General features: G+C 31.3%; 21 protein-coding genes. 4 read left to right on the top strand and 17 right to left on the bottom strand.

The annotated features are described in order from the left end of the window. Nucleotides 1-206: 206 nt before the first annotated feature. Nucleotides 207-1,847 carry a BCCT family transporter gene (locus MHI13_RS13200; protein WP_064210054.1) on the bottom strand — a complete coding sequence of 547 codons (1,641 nt, stop codon included), beginning with the start codon at nt 1,845-1,847 and terminating at the stop codon, nt 207-209. Nucleotides 1,848-2,060: 213 nt separating this feature from the next. On the opposite strand from MHI13_RS13200, the gene mscL reads away from it, so the two are divergent. Next, nucleotides 2,061-2,417 (top strand): large conductance mechanosensitive channel protein MscL, encoded by a 357-nt coding sequence (mscL, locus tag MHI13_RS13205; RefSeq protein ID WP_002433596.1) that lies wholly within the window; start codon nt 2,061-2,063, stop codon nt 2,415-2,417. A 55-nt stretch (nt 2,418-2,472) separates the two neighbouring features. Here the strand turns inward: mscL and sbcC are convergent, their stop codons facing one another. From sbcC to MHI13_RS13240, 7 genes are all read right to left on the bottom strand, one after another. Further along, nucleotides 2,473-5,502 carry an exonuclease subunit SbcC gene (sbcC, locus tag MHI13_RS13210; RefSeq protein ID WP_064210053.1) on the bottom strand — a complete coding sequence of 1,010 codons (3,030 nt, stop codon included), beginning with the start codon at nt 5,500-5,502 and terminating at the stop codon, nt 2,473-2,475. 3 nt (nt 5,503-5,505) lie between these two features. Beyond that, nucleotides 5,506-6,630 carry an exonuclease subunit SbcD gene (gene sbcD, locus MHI13_RS13215; RefSeq protein ID WP_064210052.1) on the bottom strand — a complete coding sequence of 375 codons (1,125 nt, stop codon included), beginning with the start codon at nt 6,628-6,630 and terminating at the stop codon, nt 5,506-5,508. A gap of 111 nt (nt 6,631-6,741) precedes the next feature. Further along, a complete protein-coding gene (locus MHI13_RS13220) occupies nt 6,742-7,209 on the bottom strand; it encodes a CcdC family protein (protein WP_002433613.1) in 468 nt (155 codons plus the stop codon). A gap of 865 nt (nt 7,210-8,074) precedes the next feature. Beyond that, on the bottom strand, nt 8,075-8,233 hold the full coding sequence (locus MHI13_RS13225) for a hypothetical protein (RefSeq protein ID WP_193750992.1): 159 nt from the start codon (nt 8,231-8,233) through the stop codon (nt 8,075-8,077). 64 nt (nt 8,234-8,297) lie between these two features. Further along, nucleotides 8,298-8,534, bottom strand: a complete 237-nt coding sequence (locus MHI13_RS13230; RefSeq protein WP_241497425.1) for a hypothetical protein — start codon at nt 8,532-8,534, stop codon at nt 8,298-8,300. A 213-nt stretch (nt 8,535-8,747) separates the two neighbouring features. Then, nucleotides 8,748-9,290 (bottom strand): phage scaffolding protein, encoded by a 543-nt coding sequence (locus MHI13_RS13235; protein WP_064210051.1) that lies wholly within the window; start codon nt 9,288-9,290, stop codon nt 8,748-8,750. 615 nt (nt 9,291-9,905) lie between these two features. After that, nucleotides 9,906-10,532 carry a hypothetical protein gene (locus MHI13_RS13240; RefSeq protein ID WP_227938720.1) on the bottom strand — a complete coding sequence of 209 codons (627 nt, stop codon included), beginning with the start codon at nt 10,530-10,532 and terminating at the stop codon, nt 9,906-9,908. 123 nt (nt 10,533-10,655) lie between these two features. Between MHI13_RS13240 and MHI13_RS13245 the strand changes: the two genes are divergently transcribed. Then, nucleotides 10,656-10,886: a tyrosine-type recombinase/integrase gene (locus tag MHI13_RS13245; protein WP_081253912.1), complete on the top strand. Its 231-nt coding sequence runs from the start codon at nt 10,656-10,658 to the stop codon at nt 10,884-10,886. Between the two features lie 95 nt (nt 10,887-10,981). Here the strand turns inward: MHI13_RS13245 and MHI13_RS13250 are convergent, their stop codons facing one another. From MHI13_RS13250 to sosA, 4 genes are all read right to left on the bottom strand, one after another. After that, nucleotides 10,982-11,218, bottom strand: coding sequence for a YneF family protein (locus tag MHI13_RS13250; protein WP_016898133.1), 237 nt, complete (start codon nt 11,216-11,218; stop codon nt 10,982-10,984). Nucleotides 11,219-11,434: 216 nt separating this feature from the next. Beyond that, the gene (gene tkt, locus MHI13_RS13255) at nt 11,435-13,423 is read right to left on the bottom strand and encodes a transketolase (protein WP_064210049.1); all 1,989 of its coding nucleotides are present in this window, start codon (nt 13,421-13,423) and stop codon (nt 11,435-11,437) included. A gap of 131 nt (nt 13,424-13,554) precedes the next feature. Continuing rightward, a complete protein-coding gene (locus MHI13_RS13260; RefSeq protein WP_002433819.1) occupies nt 13,555-13,791 on the bottom strand; it encodes a DUF896 domain-containing protein in 237 nt (78 codons plus the stop codon). 163 nt (nt 13,792-13,954) lie between these two features. After that, nucleotides 13,955-14,188 (bottom strand): DNA damage-induced cell division inhibitor SosA, encoded by a 234-nt coding sequence (gene sosA, locus MHI13_RS13265; RefSeq protein ID WP_064210048.1) that lies wholly within the window; start codon nt 14,186-14,188, stop codon nt 13,955-13,957. A 142-nt stretch (nt 14,189-14,330) separates the two neighbouring features. On the opposite strand from sosA, the gene lexA reads away from it, so the two are divergent. Then, nucleotides 14,331-14,951: a transcriptional repressor LexA gene (lexA, locus tag MHI13_RS13270; protein ID WP_002433936.1), complete on the top strand. Its 621-nt coding sequence runs from the start codon at nt 14,331-14,333 to the stop codon at nt 14,949-14,951. 232 nt (nt 14,952-15,183) lie between these two features. Here lexA and MHI13_RS13275 read toward each other — a convergent pair whose 3' ends face one another. From MHI13_RS13275 to MHI13_RS13295, 5 genes are all read right to left on the bottom strand, one after another. Beyond that, complete coding sequence (locus MHI13_RS13275) at nt 15,184-16,200, bottom strand: CAP domain-containing protein (protein ID WP_186306238.1); 1,017 nt, start codon at nt 16,198-16,200, stop codon at nt 15,184-15,186. A gap of 22 nt (nt 16,201-16,222) precedes the next feature. Then, the gene (gene guaC, locus MHI13_RS13280; RefSeq protein ID WP_064210046.1) at nt 16,223-17,200 is read right to left on the bottom strand and encodes a GMP reductase; all 978 of its coding nucleotides are present in this window, start codon (nt 17,198-17,200) and stop codon (nt 16,223-16,225) included. A gap of 161 nt (nt 17,201-17,361) precedes the next feature. After that, on the bottom strand, nt 17,362-17,631 hold the full coding sequence (gene rpsN, locus MHI13_RS13285) for a 30S ribosomal protein S14 (RefSeq protein WP_002433763.1): 270 nt from the start codon (nt 17,629-17,631) through the stop codon (nt 17,362-17,364). 187 nt (nt 17,632-17,818) lie between these two features. Then, entirely contained in the window at nt 17,819-17,968 is a 150-nt protein-coding gene (gene rpmG, locus MHI13_RS13290; protein WP_001831295.1) for a 50S ribosomal protein L33, read from the bottom strand. A 94-nt stretch (nt 17,969-18,062) separates the two neighbouring features. After that, nucleotides 18,063-19,577 (bottom strand): catalase, encoded by a 1,515-nt coding sequence (locus MHI13_RS13295; protein ID WP_064210045.1) that lies wholly within the window; start codon nt 19,575-19,577, stop codon nt 18,063-18,065. A 218-nt stretch (nt 19,578-19,795) separates the two neighbouring features. Between MHI13_RS13295 and MHI13_RS13300 the strand changes: the two genes are divergently transcribed. Beyond that, nucleotides 19,796-21,244, top strand: coding sequence for an amino acid permease (locus MHI13_RS13300; protein WP_064210044.1), 1,449 nt, complete (start codon nt 19,796-19,798; stop codon nt 21,242-21,244). The last annotated feature ends 30 nt before the right edge of the window (nt 21,245-21,274 follow it).

A 21,274-nucleotide genomic window follows, 5' to 3' on the forward strand; every position in this document is an offset into this window, starting at 1 on the left:
AACAACTGTGTACCATTAGAAAACGCTTTATTTTCATTTCGCATTTTTAATCAGGTTATATAAGAAAAAGTTATCATTAGCTAATGGTGCAATAAGTAAATATTATTAATTGAGAATGGTTATCAATCCCATTTAAATTTATTAATAAAAAAACCTATAAGTATGAAAGTCAATTCACACTTATAGGCTTTAAAGTTAATTACGAATTATTCTTCATTTTCTTTATTTCTTCTAGATTCTCTTTTTTCAAGAATATCTGATTCATAATCTTCTTGTTGATATCTCACATAGTCTTGTAAACGATGTTTGTTAGGAGTTAATGTTAATCCTAAGAATTTACGTTCTTGGTTTGCATCTTTATAGAAACTAATCATCATCATTATGACGACAAACGAGAATGGGAAGGCACTAATAATTGCAGCACTTTGAATAGCGTTTAAGGCTTTAGAACCATCACCGCCACCTGCTAATAATAGAACAAATGCAATAAGTGCTTGAGCAACTCCCCATGTCACTTTAACCATACTACTTGGGTTAAGTGAACCAAATGTTGTTTGCATACCTAATACGAAAGTTGCTGAGTCTGCAGATGTAATAAAGAATGATGCGATTAGTAATAATGCAATAATTGATAATACTATACCCATAGGTATGTGATTGAATACACCGAATAATTGTGTTTCAGGTGACATTTTGAATAGTTCAGGATGTTTTTTACCTGTTTCAATACCAAGCACACCAAATACACTGAACCAAACGAAACTTACAAGTGCTGGTACAAGTAAAACACCTGAAATGAATTCACGAATTGAACGACCTTTTGAAACGCGGGCAATGAATACACCTACGAATGGGCTCCAACTTAACCACCAACCCCAATAGTATAGTGTCCAAGTTGACATCCAATCTCGTTTTTGTCCATTAAGCGCAGCTGTATCAAAGCTATTAAATAAGAAAGTATTTAATAAGCTACCAGTTGAACTAGTCATCATGTTTAAAATTAGAACTGTAGGGCCAATGATTAAAGTGATAATCATTAAAATAGCACCTAAGCTAATGTTTAAGTTACTTAAATATTGAATACCTTTACTTAAACCTGACCATGCACTTGCAATGAACAAGATTGTAACAATTACGATAATAATCCCTTGTACAAATGTATTGTTAGGAACATTAAATAAATAGTTTAAACCACCATTAATTTGTAAGGCTCCCATACCTAGTGAAACTGCTACACCTACTAATGTAGCAAATACTGAAAGAACATCAATTAAAGTTCCTATAGGTCCCTCAACTTTATTACCTAAAATAGGTCTCAATGTTCTTGAAATTAAACCTGGCTCACCTTTACGGAATTGCGCATAAGCAAGAGCTAATGCTACTACACCATAGATAGCCCAAGCATGGAATCCCCAGTGGAAGAATGTTGATCTCAGAGCTTCTGTATAAGCTTCTGTAGTTTTAGGATCTGCTGTAGGTGGAGCGGCAAAGTCAGCCATTGGCTCTGCTGCACCATAGAACACTAATCCAATACCCATACCTGCACTAAATAACATTGCAAACCAAGAAATAGTATTAAATTCTGGTTTGTCATTAGGTTTACCTAGTTTGAGTTTCCCAATTGGACTGAAAATTAGGAAGATACAGAAGAAAACAATAATAGTAGTTAAAATTAAGTAATACCATCCAAGTTTATCAGTAATCCACATTTTAGCATTGTTAGTAATGTAGTCGAACTTATCAGGCCAAATGGCACCAATGATTACTACAATTGCAACAATGATTGAACTATAGATAAACACTGATGAAAACTTCTTGTTTCTCTTCTCTTGAGAAGAAGAATTCATAATTAATTACTCCCTTCATCCGAATATTAAATTTTCAAAGTAGTAAAATTAAAAAATTCTTTTTTTATCTTAAAAAATTTAATTTTACTAATGCACCTCTTTAGCATAACAAACGTCTTTTTCATAATCAAATTTACTTAAATATAGTATTTGCTAAAATATTTATATGTTGTATAATTGATTTTATATTTTAATTAGAAAGGAATTAAGTATATGTTAAAAGAATTTAAAGACTTTGCTCTCAAAGGAAATGTATTAGATTTAGCTATCGCTGTAGTAATGGGCGCGGCTTTTAATAAAATCGTTACATCATTAGTTCAATTCATCATTATGCCATTGATTGGCAAAATTTTCGGTTCAGTAGATTTCGCTAAAGATTGGTCTTTCTGGGGAATAAAGTATGGTCTTTTCATACAATCTATTATTGATTTTATAATTGTTGCTTTTGCCCTTTTCATCTTCGTAAAAATAGCTAACACTATTATGAAAAAAGAAGAAGAAGAGGAAGAAGTTGAAGAAAATACAGTTTTATTAACTGAAATTAGAGATTTACTTAGAGAGAAAAATTAATAATATTATAAAAACAGTCGTTATGATTATCTCATAACGGCTGTTTTGTATATTACTAATTTCTTTTAAATCTAGTTTGGCTTTGATACTGGTTAGTAGATACTTCTAAAATAAGTGGTATTCTCTGTTTTAGTTCACTTACATGTGAAATAATTCCCACCATTCTACCGGAAGATTTCAAGTTAATTAGAGTATCAAGGGCAGTTTCTAATGTTTCTTGATCCAACGTACCAAATCCCTCATCAACAAACATTGATTCTAAATTAATGCCACCAGATTCTTGTTGAACAATCTCACTTAAACCTAATGCTAATGCAAGAGAAGCTTGGAATGTTTCCCCTCCAGAAAGAGAACTAATATGTCTTGACTTATTAGAATGAAAATCAAATACATCTATTTCAAGACCACTGAAGCCCTGAGAAATAGCTTCTCTTCTTATCAATTGATACCTATTTCCACTCATTGTTAATAGACGTTGATTAGCTTGAAAGATAATTTTTTCTAAGTAATAAATGAGCACATAATTTTCTAGTGTTAGTTTATGACTATTTTTGCCTGAGAGAATTTCCGTTAGTAAAAATATCTCTTTTTGCTCTTTTAATTCTTCATTTAATGTATTGATTAAGTCTTCAATTTTATCAATATTTTTTATATTTGCTTCTTGCTTATATGCTATTGTTGCAACTTCTGAATTAATTTGCTCTAATGCTTGTTTTTTTGTTTTTAGATGCGTTTCAATATCTTCTAAATTAGTAAGTTCTCTACCGTCAACAAGTTTTTCCAATTGGCTAATCTCAATTTCATAGGTTTGATACTGTTTGTTATAGTCATTAATTTTTTCTTCAATATTACTTTTATTTTCACTTAAACTTATTGCTTCTTCAATTTCTTCATAAGTTTCGAAACCATTTCGATTCATCTCATCTTTAATGTTAATAGTAAGCTGATTTTCTTCTTCAACTCTAGCTTCTAAATTTTGATTGTAATGCTTAACATTAGTTGACTCTATATTTAAGTTATTCTTAAGTTCATTTAGTTGGTCTTTTATAGTTTCTTTACGCTCATTAAAAGTTTGAGTCTCTTGCTTTTTCTTCTCGTAGTACTGCTTAAATGATGTACATGATTCAAACTGTGTATTTCTCTTAAAATCATTAAATTTAATATCTAATTGTTCAAGTTGCGCTTTTTTATTATTAAGGTCTAGCTCGAATTTATGAAGATTTTGATTTAAATTTTTCTCTTCATCATTAATTGACTCTAAAAATTGGTTTTCTTTTTGTTGAAGCCTTTTAGCATTCTCTATCTCTTCTAACTTCGATTTAAGTTCATCTAAATCTTGGATTTCTTGATCTTTAAAATTGATGTCCTCTTTTCGTTTAGTCAATTCTTCATTTTTACTTTCTAACCTAATGATATTCTCATTGATGGAGATTTTACTATCCTCAAGCTCTTTTAAATGCTTTTTATTTTGAGCAATCAAATCAAAATTAATATGTTCTCCAAGTGAATGAATCTCATTACCACAAACTGGACATGTATCTCCAATTGAAAGAGCCGTTTGAATTTCTTTAACAAATGTCTCCTTATTGTTTAAATCAATATTAGTTGCATCAACCTGTGAAATGATATGCTCTAAGTTTGCATATTTGTCTTTTAAATCTTTAATTTGTCTTACATTTTCAGATTGTTCTTGTTTAATTTTCCGAACTTGTTCTTCACTTTTCAAATACCTTTCAGTATCATCGATTAAAGTTTTGATTTTATTTATCTCATCTATATATTGATCAACTATTTCATAATTTCTTGATTTTCCTTTAGCTTGATTCAGAAGATTTTCTATTTGCTCTTTTGAATCGGAATACTTTTTTTCTAACTCATTTAATTCCTCATGATAAATAGGCTTTTGCTCAAAGACTTTAATATAATCATCAAGATTATTGTAAAAATTATAAGTTTGTTCAAGATATTTGTTAGCTTTGTTAACTTCTGGTGCTTCTGATTCTAAAGATTTAAGAGTTTTTTCTATATTATTAATTTGAGTTTCGTATTCTTCTTCTTTAGATTTTGATTTAGTGATTTCAGTCTCTAATTCCTCAATCTCTTTATTAACAACTTTTTGCCTTTTGAAATAATTAATCAAAACATTTGATTCCCTTATTTTCTTTAGTTCAACCTTAAGATGATCAATACTATCTTGATTTTGTTTGAGGAGTTCGAATGATTTCTTTTTCTCTTCTAGAGAGTTTATATTTTGGTTCAACTCTTTACTAAATGTATATTCATTAGTGACTTCTTCAACTTCGTGGTCCAACATATCTTTTCGCTTTTTATAGTTAGATAATACTTTTTTACCGTGATTTATAAATTTTGGTAAACGTTCTAAAATTTTCTCGGTTTGCGAGCTCTCTATATTTATTATTTTAAGTAAATAATCATCTTCAAACGTAGCAAGTTCATTCCATAAGTAATCTATTTCATTATATCTATTTTCTATTTGTAATTTTTCATTTTTAACGCTTTCTATTAAATACTTTTGTATTTCTTCAAATCTTTCACTATTAAATAACGTTCTTAAAATAGATTGTTTTTCTTTACTATTTGATTGTAGGAATTTTTTAAATTCACCTTGAGGCAAAATGAATAATTGTCTAAATTGTTCAGCGTTCACGCCCATAATTTGAGTGATAAATTGGTTACCTGCATTGACTCTACTTTCTCTTAATTCATAAACATCATCAATTAACTCATAAATATCAAGTTTTGCTTGGGTTTTAGTAGTATTTCCTTCTTTAATAAAAGGAGCTTCTCTGTGAATTTTAAATATTTGATTATTTAGTTTAAATTCATATGTCACACTCATAGGTTCTTTACCACTAGCAAAATGACTTCTTAAGTCACCCTCTTTTCTATTTTTAGTCGAAGCTTCTCCAAATAATGAATACACAATAGCATCAAAAATCATTGTCTTACCAGACCCCGTTTTACCACTTATTAGAAAGAGTTCATTATTGTCAATTTGACTAAAATTTATTGTCTCATTAAGAAAGGGTCCAAAATTGTTTAACTTCAAATTTAATGGTTTCATTTATTAGACTTCCTTTCTCATAATATTATTTAAAATTTCAGCTATCTTATTAGATTGATTTTCGCTAATTTCCTCATTAGTCATTGATTCATAAAACGACTTAATTATAGATTGATCATCTTGTTTCTTTATCTCTACATTATTAAACTCTTCAATATGTTCGAATGTATGATTAGTTAATGCTAATGTATTAGGATAAATTTGTTTAAGTTTCATCATTGGATCATTAATATGTGACATATTAGTGAGTTTAAAATGAAAATAATTATCTTTATTTTTCACAGAAACTCGTTCTTCAATAACATCATCATAATCCCCTTCTATAACCTCTAATTCTCTTAAAGGTTCAATAGATTTAAATGTATCTTCTACATGATTAACTTCATCGATATTAACTATGCGATAACCTTTTGCTTGATTCACTTCAGAGAATGAATATTGTAGTAATGAGCCACTATATTTAATGTTTTTTTCATTTACACTAAAAGGATGATGTAGATGCCCTAACATAACATACTCAAATTGATCAAATGACTGTCTTTCAACTGACTCTACAGTTCCTATAGTTAAAGGTCGCTCTGAATCAGATGTTTTACCACCTTTAATAGTTAAATGACCAATTAAAATACTCACTTTATTTTCATCTATATTTTGAGACATATATTCTATGCAGCGATTTAAAGCCTGTTGATGAGTATTGATTTCTTTATCTTCGAAAAAGTGTTGTACTTCACTTATTGTCGCAAAAGGTAAAGCAAAAAATTGCACCCCGTTTATTTCTATAGGTTTATGTATATCCTTAAGTTTGGTTCTTATAAACAATTGATTATGTTCAAACCATGATGACCCATAATTCAATCTTTCTTTTCCATCATGATTCCCACTAATCATAATTACAGGTATTTTAAGTCTTATATTCAACTCTGCAATTGTATTTTCAAGTAAACTCATAGTTTCTTTACTCGGATAAGAGGTGTCATATAAGTCACCTGCTATAACTATGACATCAGGTTTTTCTTTTTCCATATGATTAATAAATTTAGTTAATACATATTTTTGATCATCTAATAACTGTTTACCATTCAAGATTCTACCAAGATGCCAATCAGCAGTATGTATAATTTTCATAATCATCCTCCTAAGAAGAACATTTGTTCGTATTTATATTTTATTATTCTTAATATCAACTTTCAAGTAAAAAATGCCACTCATCAAATAATATGACAAGTGGCCAATACACTACTTAACTAGTGATTTTTTTAACTTTTTATATTTATAAAACATTGCTAATCTCCAAGGTACAATCATACAAAACGCTAGTAAGAAAAACATACCAGCTATTTCACCTGGGTTAATTTCATTGCTAATAAAGATTTTAATAATAGTTCTAATAACTAATAACGAAATTAAAATTACTGGAAATGCCTTAGAACGCTTCATGTAAATTTCGCTGCCTTTGACTTCAAATCTTGATGTGAAAATTAAAACAGTTGAGAATAGTACACCTAAAATTAGTGATTCTAACATTTCCATACCTGTTAATCTGAAATATGGAATAATATACATTAAAGCCCCAGTAGCCATAAAGAATGGAGGTAAAATGATTTTTTTTTCATTAACTGGAAACTTTTGTGCTTTCATTCTTATTACAATTACTACTGCGCCCATTAAAAAAGCAACGACAATAGAAAAAATTAAATAAGCCAATTTGACACCTTCTTATGACATAAACTTAATACTCTTAATTCATCATATGATAGTATATCACTATCCTTATATCAATGACTACTTTAAACTTTCTAAAATTCTAAAGATTTAAAAACCAGTTTTATCAATAACTAATTTAAGTTCCCATACAATTTTAAAAATGCCTTAGCAAATTATTTTTTTGCTAAGGCATGTGTTATTGAAGGTTTGATCACTAATATATAAGTAACCCGTCTATAATTTAATTAATAAATAGATTAAAACGATATAGATAGTTAAGTTTACTATATTAAAACCTAATTTGAGTAATTCCTTATTACGACTTATCATTATTTATCGCCCCCAATTAAATAGTAAACCAAACTTATTGCTATGTAACTTAATAATTTTAACTTTTTTAATACTCTTTTGTTTTTAAGTTACGATTTACAATATATTTTAATCAATCATTACAAAACTTGCCTTTAAAAATTACTAATTCATAAATAAAATTGATCATCATATCGCTATAAGTAATAAAAAAGCGTCAAAGTGGTTATTGTAACCACTGTGACGCCCGCTATTATAGGCTTTATTTGCCTTTCATATTTTGGTCTTTAATACCATGATAAGCCATTTGCGTACGTAGTAATTCTTTCGTTTTTTTAACGCCTGCACTCAAGTTTTCTGAGCTAATCAATACTGCGTCTAAGACTTATTATTGTTCATCATTTGAATGTGTGTTGTTGTAACGTAATAATTCCATTATAACTAGGAAATAAGTGTCTTGAATTTTAGTAAGTTTCGCCATAGCTTGCTTACCTTGACCTTTATTTCTGATGGGAGAACCTGAATTAAAGCCTGCGATAGATGCTGCTACATTTAATTATGTTTCGATGATATTGTAAACATTTTCAATATCTTCAACTTGTTCAGTTGGGAACGCTTGCGCTAACGGGAATAAACTAACGTCGCGGTCTGCGTCGCCTTTGTTAATGAATGCTTGTAAGGTAGCCTTTTGGAAAGCCTTATCTTCTAATACCATTCATATGCCTCCTTATAGTTAAAATGATTAACATATCTTAAGAAATACGGCCTTTTGTAGCCTCTTAAAATGCGTCTGTAGCACCGTGGATACGTTCGGGTCTTACTGACGCTTTACGTACTGCTGGCACTTTTTCGTTTTCGTTAGGGTACACAACAACCTCATTTGTTGTTAATACACCTGCAACGATGTTTGAAGTGCTATCAGTAACCAACTCATATAAACCAGTATCTTCATTACGTGAAATAGCTGTACCTGCTTTAACTGTTGTTGGCTCTGTGAATTTAGACGCATCTAACACTGGATTACCTACAGTGTATTCTAAGTATTTAGCGTCACGTATAAACTCTCTGGATTGAAACCAAAACCATTAATTACTTTCGGTTTTAAATTCATAGGTTTTAACCTCCTTATTTTTTGTTCGCTCCAAATAATTCATCGTAATACTTCTCGCCTAATGCGTTAGCTTCAGCCTCTGAGCCGCTGTTACCTTTGCCTTTACCTACGCTATAGTTCATATTACTGTTTGAATTGCTTTGACTATCGGCATTTTTTGAGCCGCCTTTATCATCGTAATCTTATACGAATAGATAACTTTCATTTCTTTAAGGTCGTCCAATTGCTCTTTTAAGCCGCGTGAACCTTTTTCACTATCAAACGAAATGTTGTCGCGATTGACTAACGCCATGACTGCTGTTGTATTTTTAGCGCCTGCACTGTTTAGTTCTTTGTCAATTTCATATTGCAATTTAACCTCGTTCATCTCATCGATGTGTTGTTGGTCTTTTTCTTTATTGGCTTGCTTGAGTGCATTTATTTGCTCCTCTAAGTTTTCGCCTTTATTGATCTTTTCTTTCAAGTTATCTAACTCATCGTTTTGTTCGTTGATACGTTTACGATAAGGTTCAACTTCTTTCTTATTTTCTTCGGCTTTTCGTTTTTCTTCATCAACGCTATCTTTAAGACTTTGAATGTTCTTACCGTATAACGTCATCACGTCGTTGATTTTTTCGTCATCTATACCGATGTTTTTGAGTTCTTCTCTACTAAATGCCATAAAATTCGTTCCTTACGTTTTGATAACGGTGTTCGACACCGATAGGATTATCCGTTAACGCCGGACTTACGTCATCGCCTTTTAACGTCTTGCGAAGAGGACACAACAAAAAAGACTAGCCCACCTTTATCGTGGACTAGCCTGTAAACATATAAAATATATATGAGTGTAATACAATCTAATAAAGCAAACTAAATAATGTTATACATAATAACGCTATTTTTATTTAGCGCTATTGCGATATGAGTATATTATAAAAAAATGTGTTACTAATTACAATTATAGTCACATATACCGTTATATAAAAGTAAAATAAAACACGATAACCACACTTAGTATGCATGGCTATCGCATTTCATAAGAATTATAAGTGATTTAATATAATTTAAAAAGTGTCATTTATAATATATCCATATTCCTACTTTATATATGACAAAAAGCAATATCAAAGTAAGAATTACTGTTACTACCATACTTAAAATTACATTATCTTTGATTTTCCTGCCAATATATGACGCTACAATAACCGCAATAAAAGTAGCGATACCAATAATGATAGATTCTGGTGACAAATGCATACTATACACCCCTGTTATTTCAGAACGTTATTAAAAATTATTGATTTCCCCAACTAGTGATATAAGGTGTAGCGTCGCCTTTAGGACTTGTTTTAACAACTCCATGACCTACTACACCGTTTTTAATTGAGCCTGAACCGTATACGTTTGCTAATGAAGTTGCTATAGATGCTCCGTATCCCCAGAATGGCCCAAGTAAAGCGAATAAGCCACCTGCTGCCGCAGTGCCAGTTGTAGCTATAGCTTTCGCTGTTGTTTTACTTAATTTAATAGTGAAATGTTTCCCATCTTTACTCATTTTGAAAGAATTTACGCCCTGTTTGAATGGCATAGGGTTATGTCTAAGTTCTTTGTTCATTTTTTCTTTTTGTTGAGGTGTAGCATGTTTTTGCATATTTGCTATTGTATCGCCCTCGTATTGAGTATATGTTGTAGTACCATCAGCGTTTTTGTGTTTATGCCATCCTCTTTCAGTCATCTGTTTGTCGATTTCTTTTTTACTGTAGTTATTGATTGATTTAGTTTGAGTAGTATTCGCTTTTTCACTGGTACTAGCTACTTGTTGATTGTTCGCTTTCTCCACCTCTTGCGCTGAAACATAAGTATTACCTAAAGTCGCAATTGCAATTGAGCCGGTTAACGTTGAAACTAATAACTTTTTCAATTTAATCTCTCCTTATAGAAAATAATTATGTTTCAATTATAAATTAACATATTTAAACTTTAATAAGATATTAGTTCTTAAGTGTTTAATATCTCGCCTAAGTGTCCTAATACAACAGTTAATATGTTGCTCAAGAGAGGCACACAGCGCGCCGGATTGCCTAAAATACGTGTGGTCCATAGACACTCACATGCGTCTTTATTGATTAATGCGGGTGTCTCACTATACGTTGTGTCTCGTCATTTAGGTCACTGCGATATACAAACAACCGTGAACACATACGGCCACTTATACCCGAACACTGAAAATGAAATAGCTGGAATACTTTATGAGCGATACAAAGAAAGCAATTAAAAACTAAATATTTTGTTACCATAGTGTTACCAGTAAACAAAAACGGGAGTTACAGTGAAAATCTAAAATCACTGTAACTCCCGTCATTATAGGCTTTATTTGCCTTTCATGTTTTGGTCCATATTTTTGTTCATCATTGTCATCATTTGATTGATTTTCTTTTGAGATGGTTTTTGACCCATTTGCATCATCATCATACGTAGCATTTCTTCATTGATAGGTGGGTTTTTTTTGAGGTAATCCATCATATATTTTCTTGCTAAAAAGAAACCACCGATTAATCCTACGATAAGTGCTAAAATGATTAAAATTATTGCTAACCAAGTTGCCATTGTTTCACCCACTTTCTTTATCCTACTGAATTTTACTAAATTCACTTTGTTATTTCAAGAGGGACTTTAAAGTGATAACTAATACCTACCATTAGCAATGATAACAAATATTTGTTTTTCTTAACAAATTGACTATTAAACTTATATAAAATAAAAGGCTACTAGCTAATAAACTTGAGCTAGTAACCCTTCTCTAATTATTAATAATTTAAGATATTAGAATGTGCGAATTTGATTTAATATATTTTCTTTAGTAAATCCATATTTTTCAACTACTAAATCACCAGGTGCGCTTGCGCCAAAGCCATCAATACCAATGACTTTGCCTTCTGTTCCAACATATTTATGCCAACCTAATGGAGATGCCATTTCAATTGCTACACACTTAGTAATTGAGGATGGTAATACTGATTCTTTATAATCATCTGATTGTTTATCAAATGCAAACCAGTTTGGCATTGATACAACTCTAACACCTTTACCTTGTTTGTCTAAATCTTTGGCAGCTTCTACTGCTAAACTAACTTCTGAACCAGATGCTAATAATAAGTATTCAGGATCTTTCTCTGATTCAAATACTACGTAAGCTCCTTTACGAACTCCCGCTTCTACAGTTTCTTCAGCAATATCTAATGTTGGTAAGTTTTGACGTGTTAAAACTAGAGAAGTTGGTGTTTGTTCTGATTCTAATGCTACTTCCCATGCTACACGTGTTTCATTACCATCTGCAGGTCGAATAACATTCATATTCGGAATAGCACGTAAGCCCGCTAATTGTTCTATTGGTTCGTGTGTTGGACCATCTTCACCTACAGCTATTGAATCATGTGTAAAGATAAATGTTGAGTTAAGACCCATGATAGCTGATAAACGTAATGCAGGTTTTAAGTAATCACTAAATACGAAGAATGTCGCTGCATAAGGATGTAATCCACCATGAGCAGCCATTCCGTTCACTGCTGCACCCATCGCAAATTCACGTACACCAAACCATACATTTTTACCTTCTGGTGTTTCTTTATCATAATCTTTAGCTTCTTTGACATTAGATTTATTAGACCCTGCTAAATCAGCAGAACCCCCAAAGAATGATGGTACTGTTTGACTAAGTTTTTGAATAATTTCTCCAGAATCTGCTCTAGATGCTCCTTTATGATCTAAATCATATTTAGGTAACTCTTTTTCATAGTTTTGAGGTAATTTACCACTAATTGCTAACTTAAATTCTTCTGCTAATTCAGGATATTCTTTGCTATAATCTTCTAATTTAGCTTTCCATGCATCTTCATTTTCGTTAGCACGTTTTAACATAGAAGTTTGGAAGATTTCATAAACCTCTTCAGGTACATTGAATCGTTGTTCAGGATCAAGTCCATAAGCTTTAAAAGTAAGTTTTCTTTCATCTTCACCTAGCGGAGCGCCATGTACTCCATTTGAACCAGCTTTATTTGGAGAACCAAAACCGATAACAGTTTTAACTTCAATAATAGTTGGGCCTTGTTGTGATTTAGCTTTATTAATAGCATTATCAATTTCTTCTAAATCATTGCCATCTTTAACTAAAATATAATTCCAACCATATGCTTCAAATCTAGATTGTGTATTTTCTGAGAATGATTTATTTAAATCACCGTCAAGTGAAATATCATTAGAGTCGTATAAAACGATTAACTTATCTAATTGATTATGGCCCGCAAATGAAGCAGCTTCATGTGAAATACCTTCCATTAAATCTCCATCTGAAGCTAAAACGTATGTGTAATGATCAACCATATTAAAATTATCTTTATTAAATTTACCAGCTAAGTGATCTTCAGCAAGTGCCATTCCCACTGACATTGCGAATCCTTGACCTAGTGGCCCAGTTGTTACTTCTACTCCATCTGTATGTCTAAACTCTGGATGACCTGGAGTTTTAGAACCCCACTGTCTAAATTGTTTTAGTTCTTCTAATTCTAAACTACCTGATACATGTAATAAACTATATAGTAAAGCAGAGCCATGTCCTGCTGAAAGAATGAATCTATCTCTATTAAAATAATCTTTAGATTGGGGGTTAAAATTAAGATGACGTGTCCATAATGTATACGCCATAGGGGCAGCTCCCATTGGTAAACCAGGGTGTCCCGAATTTGCTTTTTCGATAGCATCAATACTTAGTGCACGTATTGTATCGATAGCCAATTGGTCTTTTTCGTTAAACATCGTTGTGTCTTCCCTTCTTAAATAATATCTAAATATAATTATAACTTATTTTAAATTAAAATGATAAAGAAAAATCTGATAAATCAGCTCATACAAATTGTTCAAGAACTACCTTGAACAACCTTCTTACATTATTTATTGTTTTTCTCAGATTGAATTTTTTTAAGCTTTTCAGGTGTAACATCATTTCCTTCAGGATCTATTACTTTAGTATTTTCAAGCTGTTGCTTGAACCCTTTTCTAAATGAATCTAAATATTGCTTTCTTAATTTAGATTGTTCCTTAGCTTCCTCTTCTGTTAAACCTTTTTCTTTTTTCTTTTTAGCTAGCTCATTGATTCTATCTATATTTAAATCTTCCTTAGACATTATCGTCACGCTCCTTGTTAAATTTTAAACAAAATGTGTAAGACTCTTAAAATATATATGATTTCCTACTTTAAATTCTTGTGTAGAATATATCAAAAAAATGAACGTAACCAAATAGTTACGCTCATTAACAATACTTACTCATCATATTTTTAATAAATTACTAATTAACTAAAGCGAACACTGAAGTGTCATTTTGTTCGCTATTTTGTGTGTCTTCAACTTTATAGTTTGATTTATTATTATCCTGTTGACGAATTTCATGATCTGTCATTTCGTACGTTTGTTCTGAATGCGCACTTTGATTTACACTTAAAAAGAATGTTAGGAAAACCATGCAAGAGATGAGTACTACAGCTATATATATTAAAAACTTTTGTTTTGTCTTAATTAACATTAATCTCACTCCTAGAACGTTTGTTTGTATATTTAATTTATCAGAACGAATGTTCTGTGTCAACACTAAAACGAACAAACGTTTGTTTTCGAAGATAATTAATGCTATAATGTACTTAAATAAAATTAGGGAGTGCCTATATATGAGAGAATTAACTAAACGTCAAAGTGAGATTTATGATTACATTAAACACATTGTACAAACTAAGGGTTATCCACCTAGTGTTAGAGAAATTGGCGAAGCAGTGGGCTTAGCATCTAGTTCAACCGTACATGGACATTTATCAAGATTAGAAGAAAAAGGTTATATTCGAAGAGACCCTACTAAACCTAGAGCTATTGAAATTGTTAGTGAACAACTAGAGGAAGTTAATGTTGAAGAAACGATTCACGTACCAGTAATAGGTAAAGTTACTGCCGGTGTTCCTATTACAGCTGTTGAGAACATTGAAGAGTATTTCCCACTACCTGAACATTTAACTTCAACACATAATAGTGACATTTTCATATTAAATGTAGTAGGAGAAAGTATGATTGAAGCTGGTATTCTAGACGGTGACAAAGTGATTGTAAGAAGCCAAACGATAGCTGAAAACGGCGACATTATAGTAGCAATGACTGAAGACGAAGAAGCTACTGTTAAACGCTTCTATAAAGAGAAAAACCGTTACCGATTACAACCTGAAAATAGTACTATGGATCCTATTTATTTAGATAATGTTATAGTAGTTGGTAAAGTCATAGGGTTATACAGAGAAATGTAACTATCAATTTCTCTCTATTTAAGCCCCCCTATATCAAGACCTCTATAAAAATCTCATATAAATACTAAAAGACAAGGTAGTTCTTATCGAACTACCTTGTCTTCTGTTTAGAATCTTTGTTTAATACATCTTTTATTTTATCAAGTATATCGGGTTGTTTATCTTTATTCGTTTTCATGCTTATCTACATCCTTACGAATTTATTTTACCCTTATCTACTTAAGATAAACTCTTATTCTGTATAATTCTCAGTCCAAAATGGTTGCTTCTCTTTATTAAAATCTACACCTACGCCTAAATTTCGATAATGCGTATTTAGTATGTTCTTCCTATGACCTAGTGAATTCATTAATCCTTCATGAGCATAAATACTATTGATTTGACCATAAGCAAGATTTTCTCCTGCCGCATTGAAATCAATACGATCTTTTTTCAATCTATCAAAAGGAGAATCCCCTTTATTATCTGTATGATCGAAAAAGTTATTTTCAGACATATTTTTACTATGCTTTCTAGCAGTATTAGAAATTTTACTTGAATAATTTAGTGTATTTAAGCCATGTTGCTTTCTTTCCGAGTTAACTAAATCATAATTTTGTAATTCAAAGCTTTTTTCTAATTCTCTAGATGGTACACCATATTGTTGACGCAAGCGATTTTCCATATTTTCACTTACTTGTAGTAATGCAGTCACTCCATTTTTTTCATGTTTGTCGTAAAAAACTGTTGTATAAATGTGATCTTTATGGAAAACATCATATTCATTATTTTTTACCTCAAAACGATATCGCCCTTTACTAATATATTCTATAGGAGTACCTAACCGTTCTCTCACAGTATGTTTAGGAGTAGCGTACTTAATTTTAGATTTTGAAGATATGATATTTTGATTTGAGTACATGGCATTAACGTGGTTTTTAATATAACTAATCATAATAAAGTTATCATAATCTTTATTATAATATGTGTACCACTTAGTTCCATATTCATTAGAAGTCATACGTTTTGGATGACCTAATTTACTTTCAACGGCTTGCTTAGACATATTCATTTGGATATTACTAAGTGCAAATTCTTGTTTTTTAGGAACAGATAATGATTTATCGTTTACATTTGAATCGTGGTTAATCCATGTATCAACTTGTTGTCGAACTTCTTTTTGAAAATCTACTAATGGCTTAGCTTCTTTAATGGGTGTGAAAATAATGATACATAATAAAACTACAAAGAATAATAGAAATCTTTTAATTTTTTACACCTACTATTTAAACTTAGTCTCTATCACCATTGAAAATTGAGTTTCTCACGATAACATAGTCTACAGTTCTTAGTGATTTTAGATCTTTTCCACCGGCATAAGATATTGAACTTTGTAAATCTTGTTGCATTTCAATTAAAGTATCTTTCAGTGAACCTTTATGTTCAACAAACATTTTTTTACCCTCAACATTTTTATGTTCACCTTTTTGAAATTCTGAGGCACTTCCAAAATATTCTTTATATTTTTTACCTTCAAGTTCAACAGTTTCTCCTGGTGACTCTTCATGTGCAGCGAATAACGAACCAATCATTACCATTGATGCACCAAAACGAATTGATTTAGCTATATCACCATGAGTTCTTAAACCACCATCAGCAATAATAGGTTTTCGAGCTGCTTTACTACAAATGTTAAGTGCAGCTAATTGCCAACCTCCAGTACCAAAGCCTGTTTTAATTTTAGTTATACATACACGACCTGGACCAATACCAACTTTTGTTGCATCAGCACCAGCATTTTCAAGTTCTCTAACGCCTTCAGGTGTTCCAACATTACCTGCAATAACGAAACTTTTAGGTATGTGGTTTTTAATATGTTTAATCATATTGATGACTGAGTCTGAATGGCCATGCGCAATATCAATTGTGATATATTCTGGAACTAAAGATTTTGAAGCAAGTTCTTCAATGAATTTAAATTCATTTTCTTTTACTCCAACAGAAATAGAAGCGAATAGCCCCTCATCTTGCATCTTTTTAATAAATGGAATTCTAGCTTCTTCATCAAAGCGATGCATAATATAAAAATAATCATTTTGTGCGAACCATTGTGCAAGCTCTTCATTCATTACTGTCTGCATGTTAGCCGGAACTACTGGTAATTTGAATGTGCGTGGTCCAAATTTAATTGAAGTAACACATTCAGAACGGCTGTTAACAATGCATTTATTAGGTATTAATTGTATATCTTCATAGTCAAAAATCTTCATTTTTGTAATTTGCCCCTTACAATTAAAAATTTTAATCGGATAACGCTTTAAAACCGAATAATTATATTAAATTTACACATATTATTCAGTTATTCTTTATCCTTATTAACTGTACATTGTTTTTTTACTAATGTAAATGGACAAAAGACATAAATTCATTTTTACCAACTTGATTTTTTCACACCAGGAATTTGACCTTTATGTGCATGTTCTCTGAAAGCAATTCGAGACATTTCAAATTTACGTAAAACGCCTCTTGGACGTCCTGTTACTTTACATCTTCTAGTTAATCTCGTAGGTGAAGAATCTCTAGGGAGTTTTCTAAGCGCTTCATAATCACCTTTTGCTTTTAGTTCTTTACGTAATTCATAATATTTATTTACAAGTTCTTCTCTTTTTTGTTCTTTAACTACTTTAGATTTTTTCGCCATTTAATTTAACCTCTTTCCATAAATCGTAATTATTACGTTTTATAGAATAACATAAATTTTAATTTATACAAGGAAAAATTTTAAAGCTACTAAACCTGATTTATATTTTTTCAATAAAAAAAGCCTCTCCTATTTCATTATAGGAGAGACTATAAATTTCAAATTGTCGTATTTGAAAGATAAGAAATTATTTAGTTTCACGATGTAACGTATATTTGTTTAATCTAGGACAATATTTTTTCATTTCAATACGTTCTGGATTGTTACGTTTATTTTTAGTTGTAATATAGTTACGATCGCCACATTCTGTGCAAGCTAAAGTAATATTTACGCGCACGTTAAACACCCTTTCTAATGTTGTTAGGAATTCTTACGATTTAAAATTTTATCATAATTGATGTCAACATGCAATCTTATCTTTTACAATTATATTATTTAAAGTTTTCGTATGTTTCATCTTCTTCAGTTTCTAAATCAATTTGATTAATATCGATACCTAAAGCTTTTGCTACTCCTTTACCATAATCAGGATCAGCTTTATAACAATGACGAATGTGGCGTACTTTGACGTCTTCAGTCACCCCGTCCATTGCATTAGCTGTGTTAGTAAAGATACGTTCTTTAGCATCATCTGATTGTAGTCTGAATAACTTACCAGGTTGCTCGAAGTAATTATCATCATCTTGACGGAAGTTATATTCATATCCATCACCATCTACAGGGAATGATGGTTTTTTAAACTCAGGTTGTGAATCATATACACCTTGGTTATTTGGATAATAGTGTGGACCGCCACCTTGGTTGTTATCTAAGAAACGCATTTGCCCATCGCGACTAAATGGACACAAGTTTTCAACGCCAACACCTTTAGGTTGATTGACAGGGATTTGCCAATGATTGACACCTAAACGATATCTCTGAGCATCTCCATAAGAGAATAATCTCCCTTGTAGCACTTTATCCGGAGAAAAATCTAACCCTGGTACTATATTAGTTGGTGCAAATGCAGCCTGTTCTACATCTAAGAAATAGTTTTCAGGATTGCGATTTAATTCAAATTCGCCTACTTCAATTAATGGATAATCATCTTTATACCATACTTTAGTTAAATCAAATGGATTATGTGGATGATTTTTTGCTTGTTCTTCTGTCATCACTTGGATATACATTTTCCATTTAGGATAATCCCCTCGTTCGATGGCATTGTATAAATCCCTTTGAGATGAATCTCTATCTCCACCTACGATTTCAGCAGCTTCTTCATCAGTATAATTTTCAATACCTTGTTGCGTTTTAAAATGATATTTCACCCATACACGTTCTCCTGCGTCATTATACATTGAATAAGTATGTGAGCCGAAACCGTGCATATTACGGAAACCTTTAGGCATACCACGATCTGACATTAAAATTGTTACTTGATGTAAAGATTCTGGAATGCCAGTCCAAAAATCCCAGTTGTTTTGAGGACTTCTCATGTTAGTACGTGGATCTCTTTTAACAGCGCGATTTAAACTAATAAATAATTTAGGATCTCTGAAGAAGAACACTGGTGTATTATTCCCAACTAAATCCCAGTTACCGTCTTCAGTATAAAATTTCAACGCAAATCCACGTATATCTCTTTCTAAGTCAGCCGCACCACGTTCACCTGAAACTGTTGAGAAACGTGCAAACATTTCTGTTTGTTTACCAACTTCAGAGAAAATTTTAGCATTTGTGTATTGAGTAATGTCATTTGTGACAGTAAAAGTACCAAATGCGCCAGAACCTTTAGCGTGCATACGTCGCTCTGGAATTACTTCTCTGTCAAAATGTGACATTTGTTCTAAATAATAAACATCTTGCATTAATAATGGACCTCGTGGCCCTGCTGTCATACTATTTTCTCTATCTGATACTGGTGCACCAAATAGACCAGTTAATCTACCATCTTGTTTAGACATGGCTAGCTCCCCCTCACAAATTCTAATTTGTAATAATTATAATCTAATATATATTTTAAATAAACCCGTTTTAAGTAGTAATTAAACCCAATTCCTAATGAAAATTAAATTTCAGAAAATTTTTAAATATTTTCGCTTTAAAGTGCTAAAAAGTTATTGAATACTATACCTAAAAAGATTAAAATGGTGGATATATTTAAATAGATGGGAGACACCTTATGGAAGATAACAATATGAAACGTGGACTCAAATCGAGACACATATCCATGATTGCAATTGGTGGCGCTATCGGAACAGGTTTATTCGTTGCAACTGCTAGTGTGATTTCGCAAGCAGGTCCCGGTGGCGCTATATTAGCTTATATTCTAATAGGAATTATGCTTTACTTTTTAATGTCATCTATTGGAGAACTAGCAACTTTTTACCCAGTATCAGGATCATTCAGTTCTTATTCAACTCGCTTTGTAGATCCATCTCTAGGTTTCACGATGGGATGGTTATATTGGGGAATGTGGTCACTTGTAACAAGTGTAGACATTATTGTGGCATCGAATGTCCTCCAATTTTGGGATGTATTTAAAGTACTTAGTCCCCTAGCATGGAGTTTAATATTTTTAACTTTTATTTTCTTGATTAATATATTTTCAGTAAAAGCTTTTGGAGAAACTGAATTTTGGTTATCACTCATCAAGGTAATAACAATCATTGTTTTCATTATTTTTGGCATATTAATGATATTTGGTATATTAGGTGGTCATTCTTACGGCTTTGATAATTATACTAAAGGTCAAGCACCATTTGTTGGGGGTATATCAGGATTATTAAGCGTATTACTTGTAGCCGGTTTCTCTGTAGGCGGTACTGAAGTCGTCGCTGTTACAGCAGGTGAATCAAATAATCCTCAAAAATCAATGCCAAAAGCTATAAAACAAGTATTCTGGAGAATTTTATTATTCTATGTGTTATCTATCGCAGTTATAGCTGCAATTATACCTTATACTGATCCATTATTATTAAATGAGCATAAATCGGTCTCACAAAGTCCATTTACTATTGTATTCGATAGAATTGGAATCGCATTTGCTGCATCAGTTATTAATGCAGTTATTTTGACTTCATTATTATCAGCAGCAAATTCAGGTATATATACAACGAGTAGAATGCTATTTTCTCTAAGTGCCGATGGTCAGGCTCCTAAATTTTTCGGCAAATTAAACAAACAAACTAAATTACCTATGCGTGCTTTAGTTACAACCTACATCCTTATCATACTTGTTATAATATATGCAAATTTCAATGCCAATGCTGTGTTTAATCTATTAAACATCATTGGTTCAATGGTTATTGTAGTATGGGGATCTAGTATATGGTCTCAGATTAGATTGCGTAGGGCAATTAAAAGACAAGGTAAAAATCCTAATGATTTACTCCCTTATAAAGCACCATTTTATCCAGTAGGTCCAATAATTGTAATTATTACATTATTGTTTTTATTATTAGGTAATTCTTACAGTAGTATTATTACTGGAGATTTATTAAGCGTTTTAAGAAACTTTGCACCTATCATTATCCTTTCAATTATTTATTTCGTCCATAAATTAATTAAACGCACTCATTTTGTTAAATTAGAAGAAATGGATTTAACTCCACATAATTATAAAAATTAATAACAAAGACGATGATTCCTAATAAGAATT

This window comes from Staphylococcus sp. FSL K6-0223 (assembly GCF_038008285.1).

What these genes read in the sequence shown, in the direction of transcription:
- guaC (WP_064210046.1), bottom strand. Translation starts at nt 17,200, where the DNA reads ATGAAGATTTTTGACTATGAAGATATACAATTAATACCTAATAAATGC.
- tkt (WP_064210049.1), bottom strand. Translation starts at nt 13,423, where the DNA reads ATGTTTAACGAAAAAGACCAATTGGCTATCGATACAATACGTGCACTA.
- MHI13_RS13225 (WP_193750992.1), bottom strand. Translation starts at nt 8,233, where the DNA reads ATGGTATTAGAAGATAAGGCTTTCCAAAAGGCTACCTTACAAGCATTC.
- MHI13_RS13260 (WP_002433819.1), bottom strand. Translation starts at nt 13,791, where the DNA reads ATGTCTAAGGAAGATTTAAATATAGATAGAATCAATGAGCTAGCTAAA.
- sbcD (WP_064210052.1), bottom strand. Translation starts at nt 6,630, where the DNA reads ATGAAAATTATACATACTGCTGATTGGCATCTTGGTAGAATCTTGAAT.
- lexA (WP_002433936.1), top strand. Translation starts at nt 14,331, where the DNA reads ATGAGAGAATTAACTAAACGTCAAAGTGAGATTTATGATTACATTAAA.
- rpsN (WP_002433763.1), bottom strand. Translation starts at nt 17,631, where the DNA reads ATGGCGAAAAAATCTAAAGTAGTTAAAGAACAAAAAAGAGAAGAACTT.
- sosA (WP_064210048.1), bottom strand. Translation starts at nt 14,188, where the DNA reads ATGTTAATTAAGACAAAACAAAAGTTTTTAATATATATAGCTGTAGTA.
- MHI13_RS13300 (WP_064210044.1), top strand. Translation starts at nt 19,796, where the DNA reads ATGGAAGATAACAATATGAAACGTGGACTCAAATCGAGACACATATCC.
- sbcC (WP_064210053.1), bottom strand. Translation starts at nt 5,502, where the DNA reads ATGAAACCATTAAATTTGAAGTTAAACAATTTTGGACCCTTTCTTAAT.
- mscL (WP_002433596.1), top strand. Translation starts at nt 2,061, where the DNA reads ATGTTAAAAGAATTTAAAGACTTTGCTCTCAAAGGAAATGTATTAGAT.
- MHI13_RS13200 (WP_064210054.1), bottom strand. Translation starts at nt 1,847, where the DNA reads ATGAATTCTTCTTCTCAAGAGAAGAGAAACAAGAAGTTTTCATCAGTG.
- MHI13_RS13245 (WP_081253912.1), top strand. Translation starts at nt 10,656, where the DNA reads ATGTTGCTCAAGAGAGGCACACAGCGCGCCGGATTGCCTAAAATACGT.
- MHI13_RS13295 (WP_064210045.1), bottom strand. Translation starts at nt 19,577, where the DNA reads ATGTCTAAACAAGATGGTAGATTAACTGGTCTATTTGGTGCACCAGTA.
- MHI13_RS13250 (WP_016898133.1), bottom strand. Translation starts at nt 11,218, where the DNA reads ATGGCAACTTGGTTAGCAATAATTTTAATCATTTTAGCACTTATCGTA.
- MHI13_RS13235 (WP_064210051.1), bottom strand. Translation starts at nt 9,290, where the DNA reads ATGGCATTTAGTAGAGAAGAACTCAAAAACATCGGTATAGATGACGAA.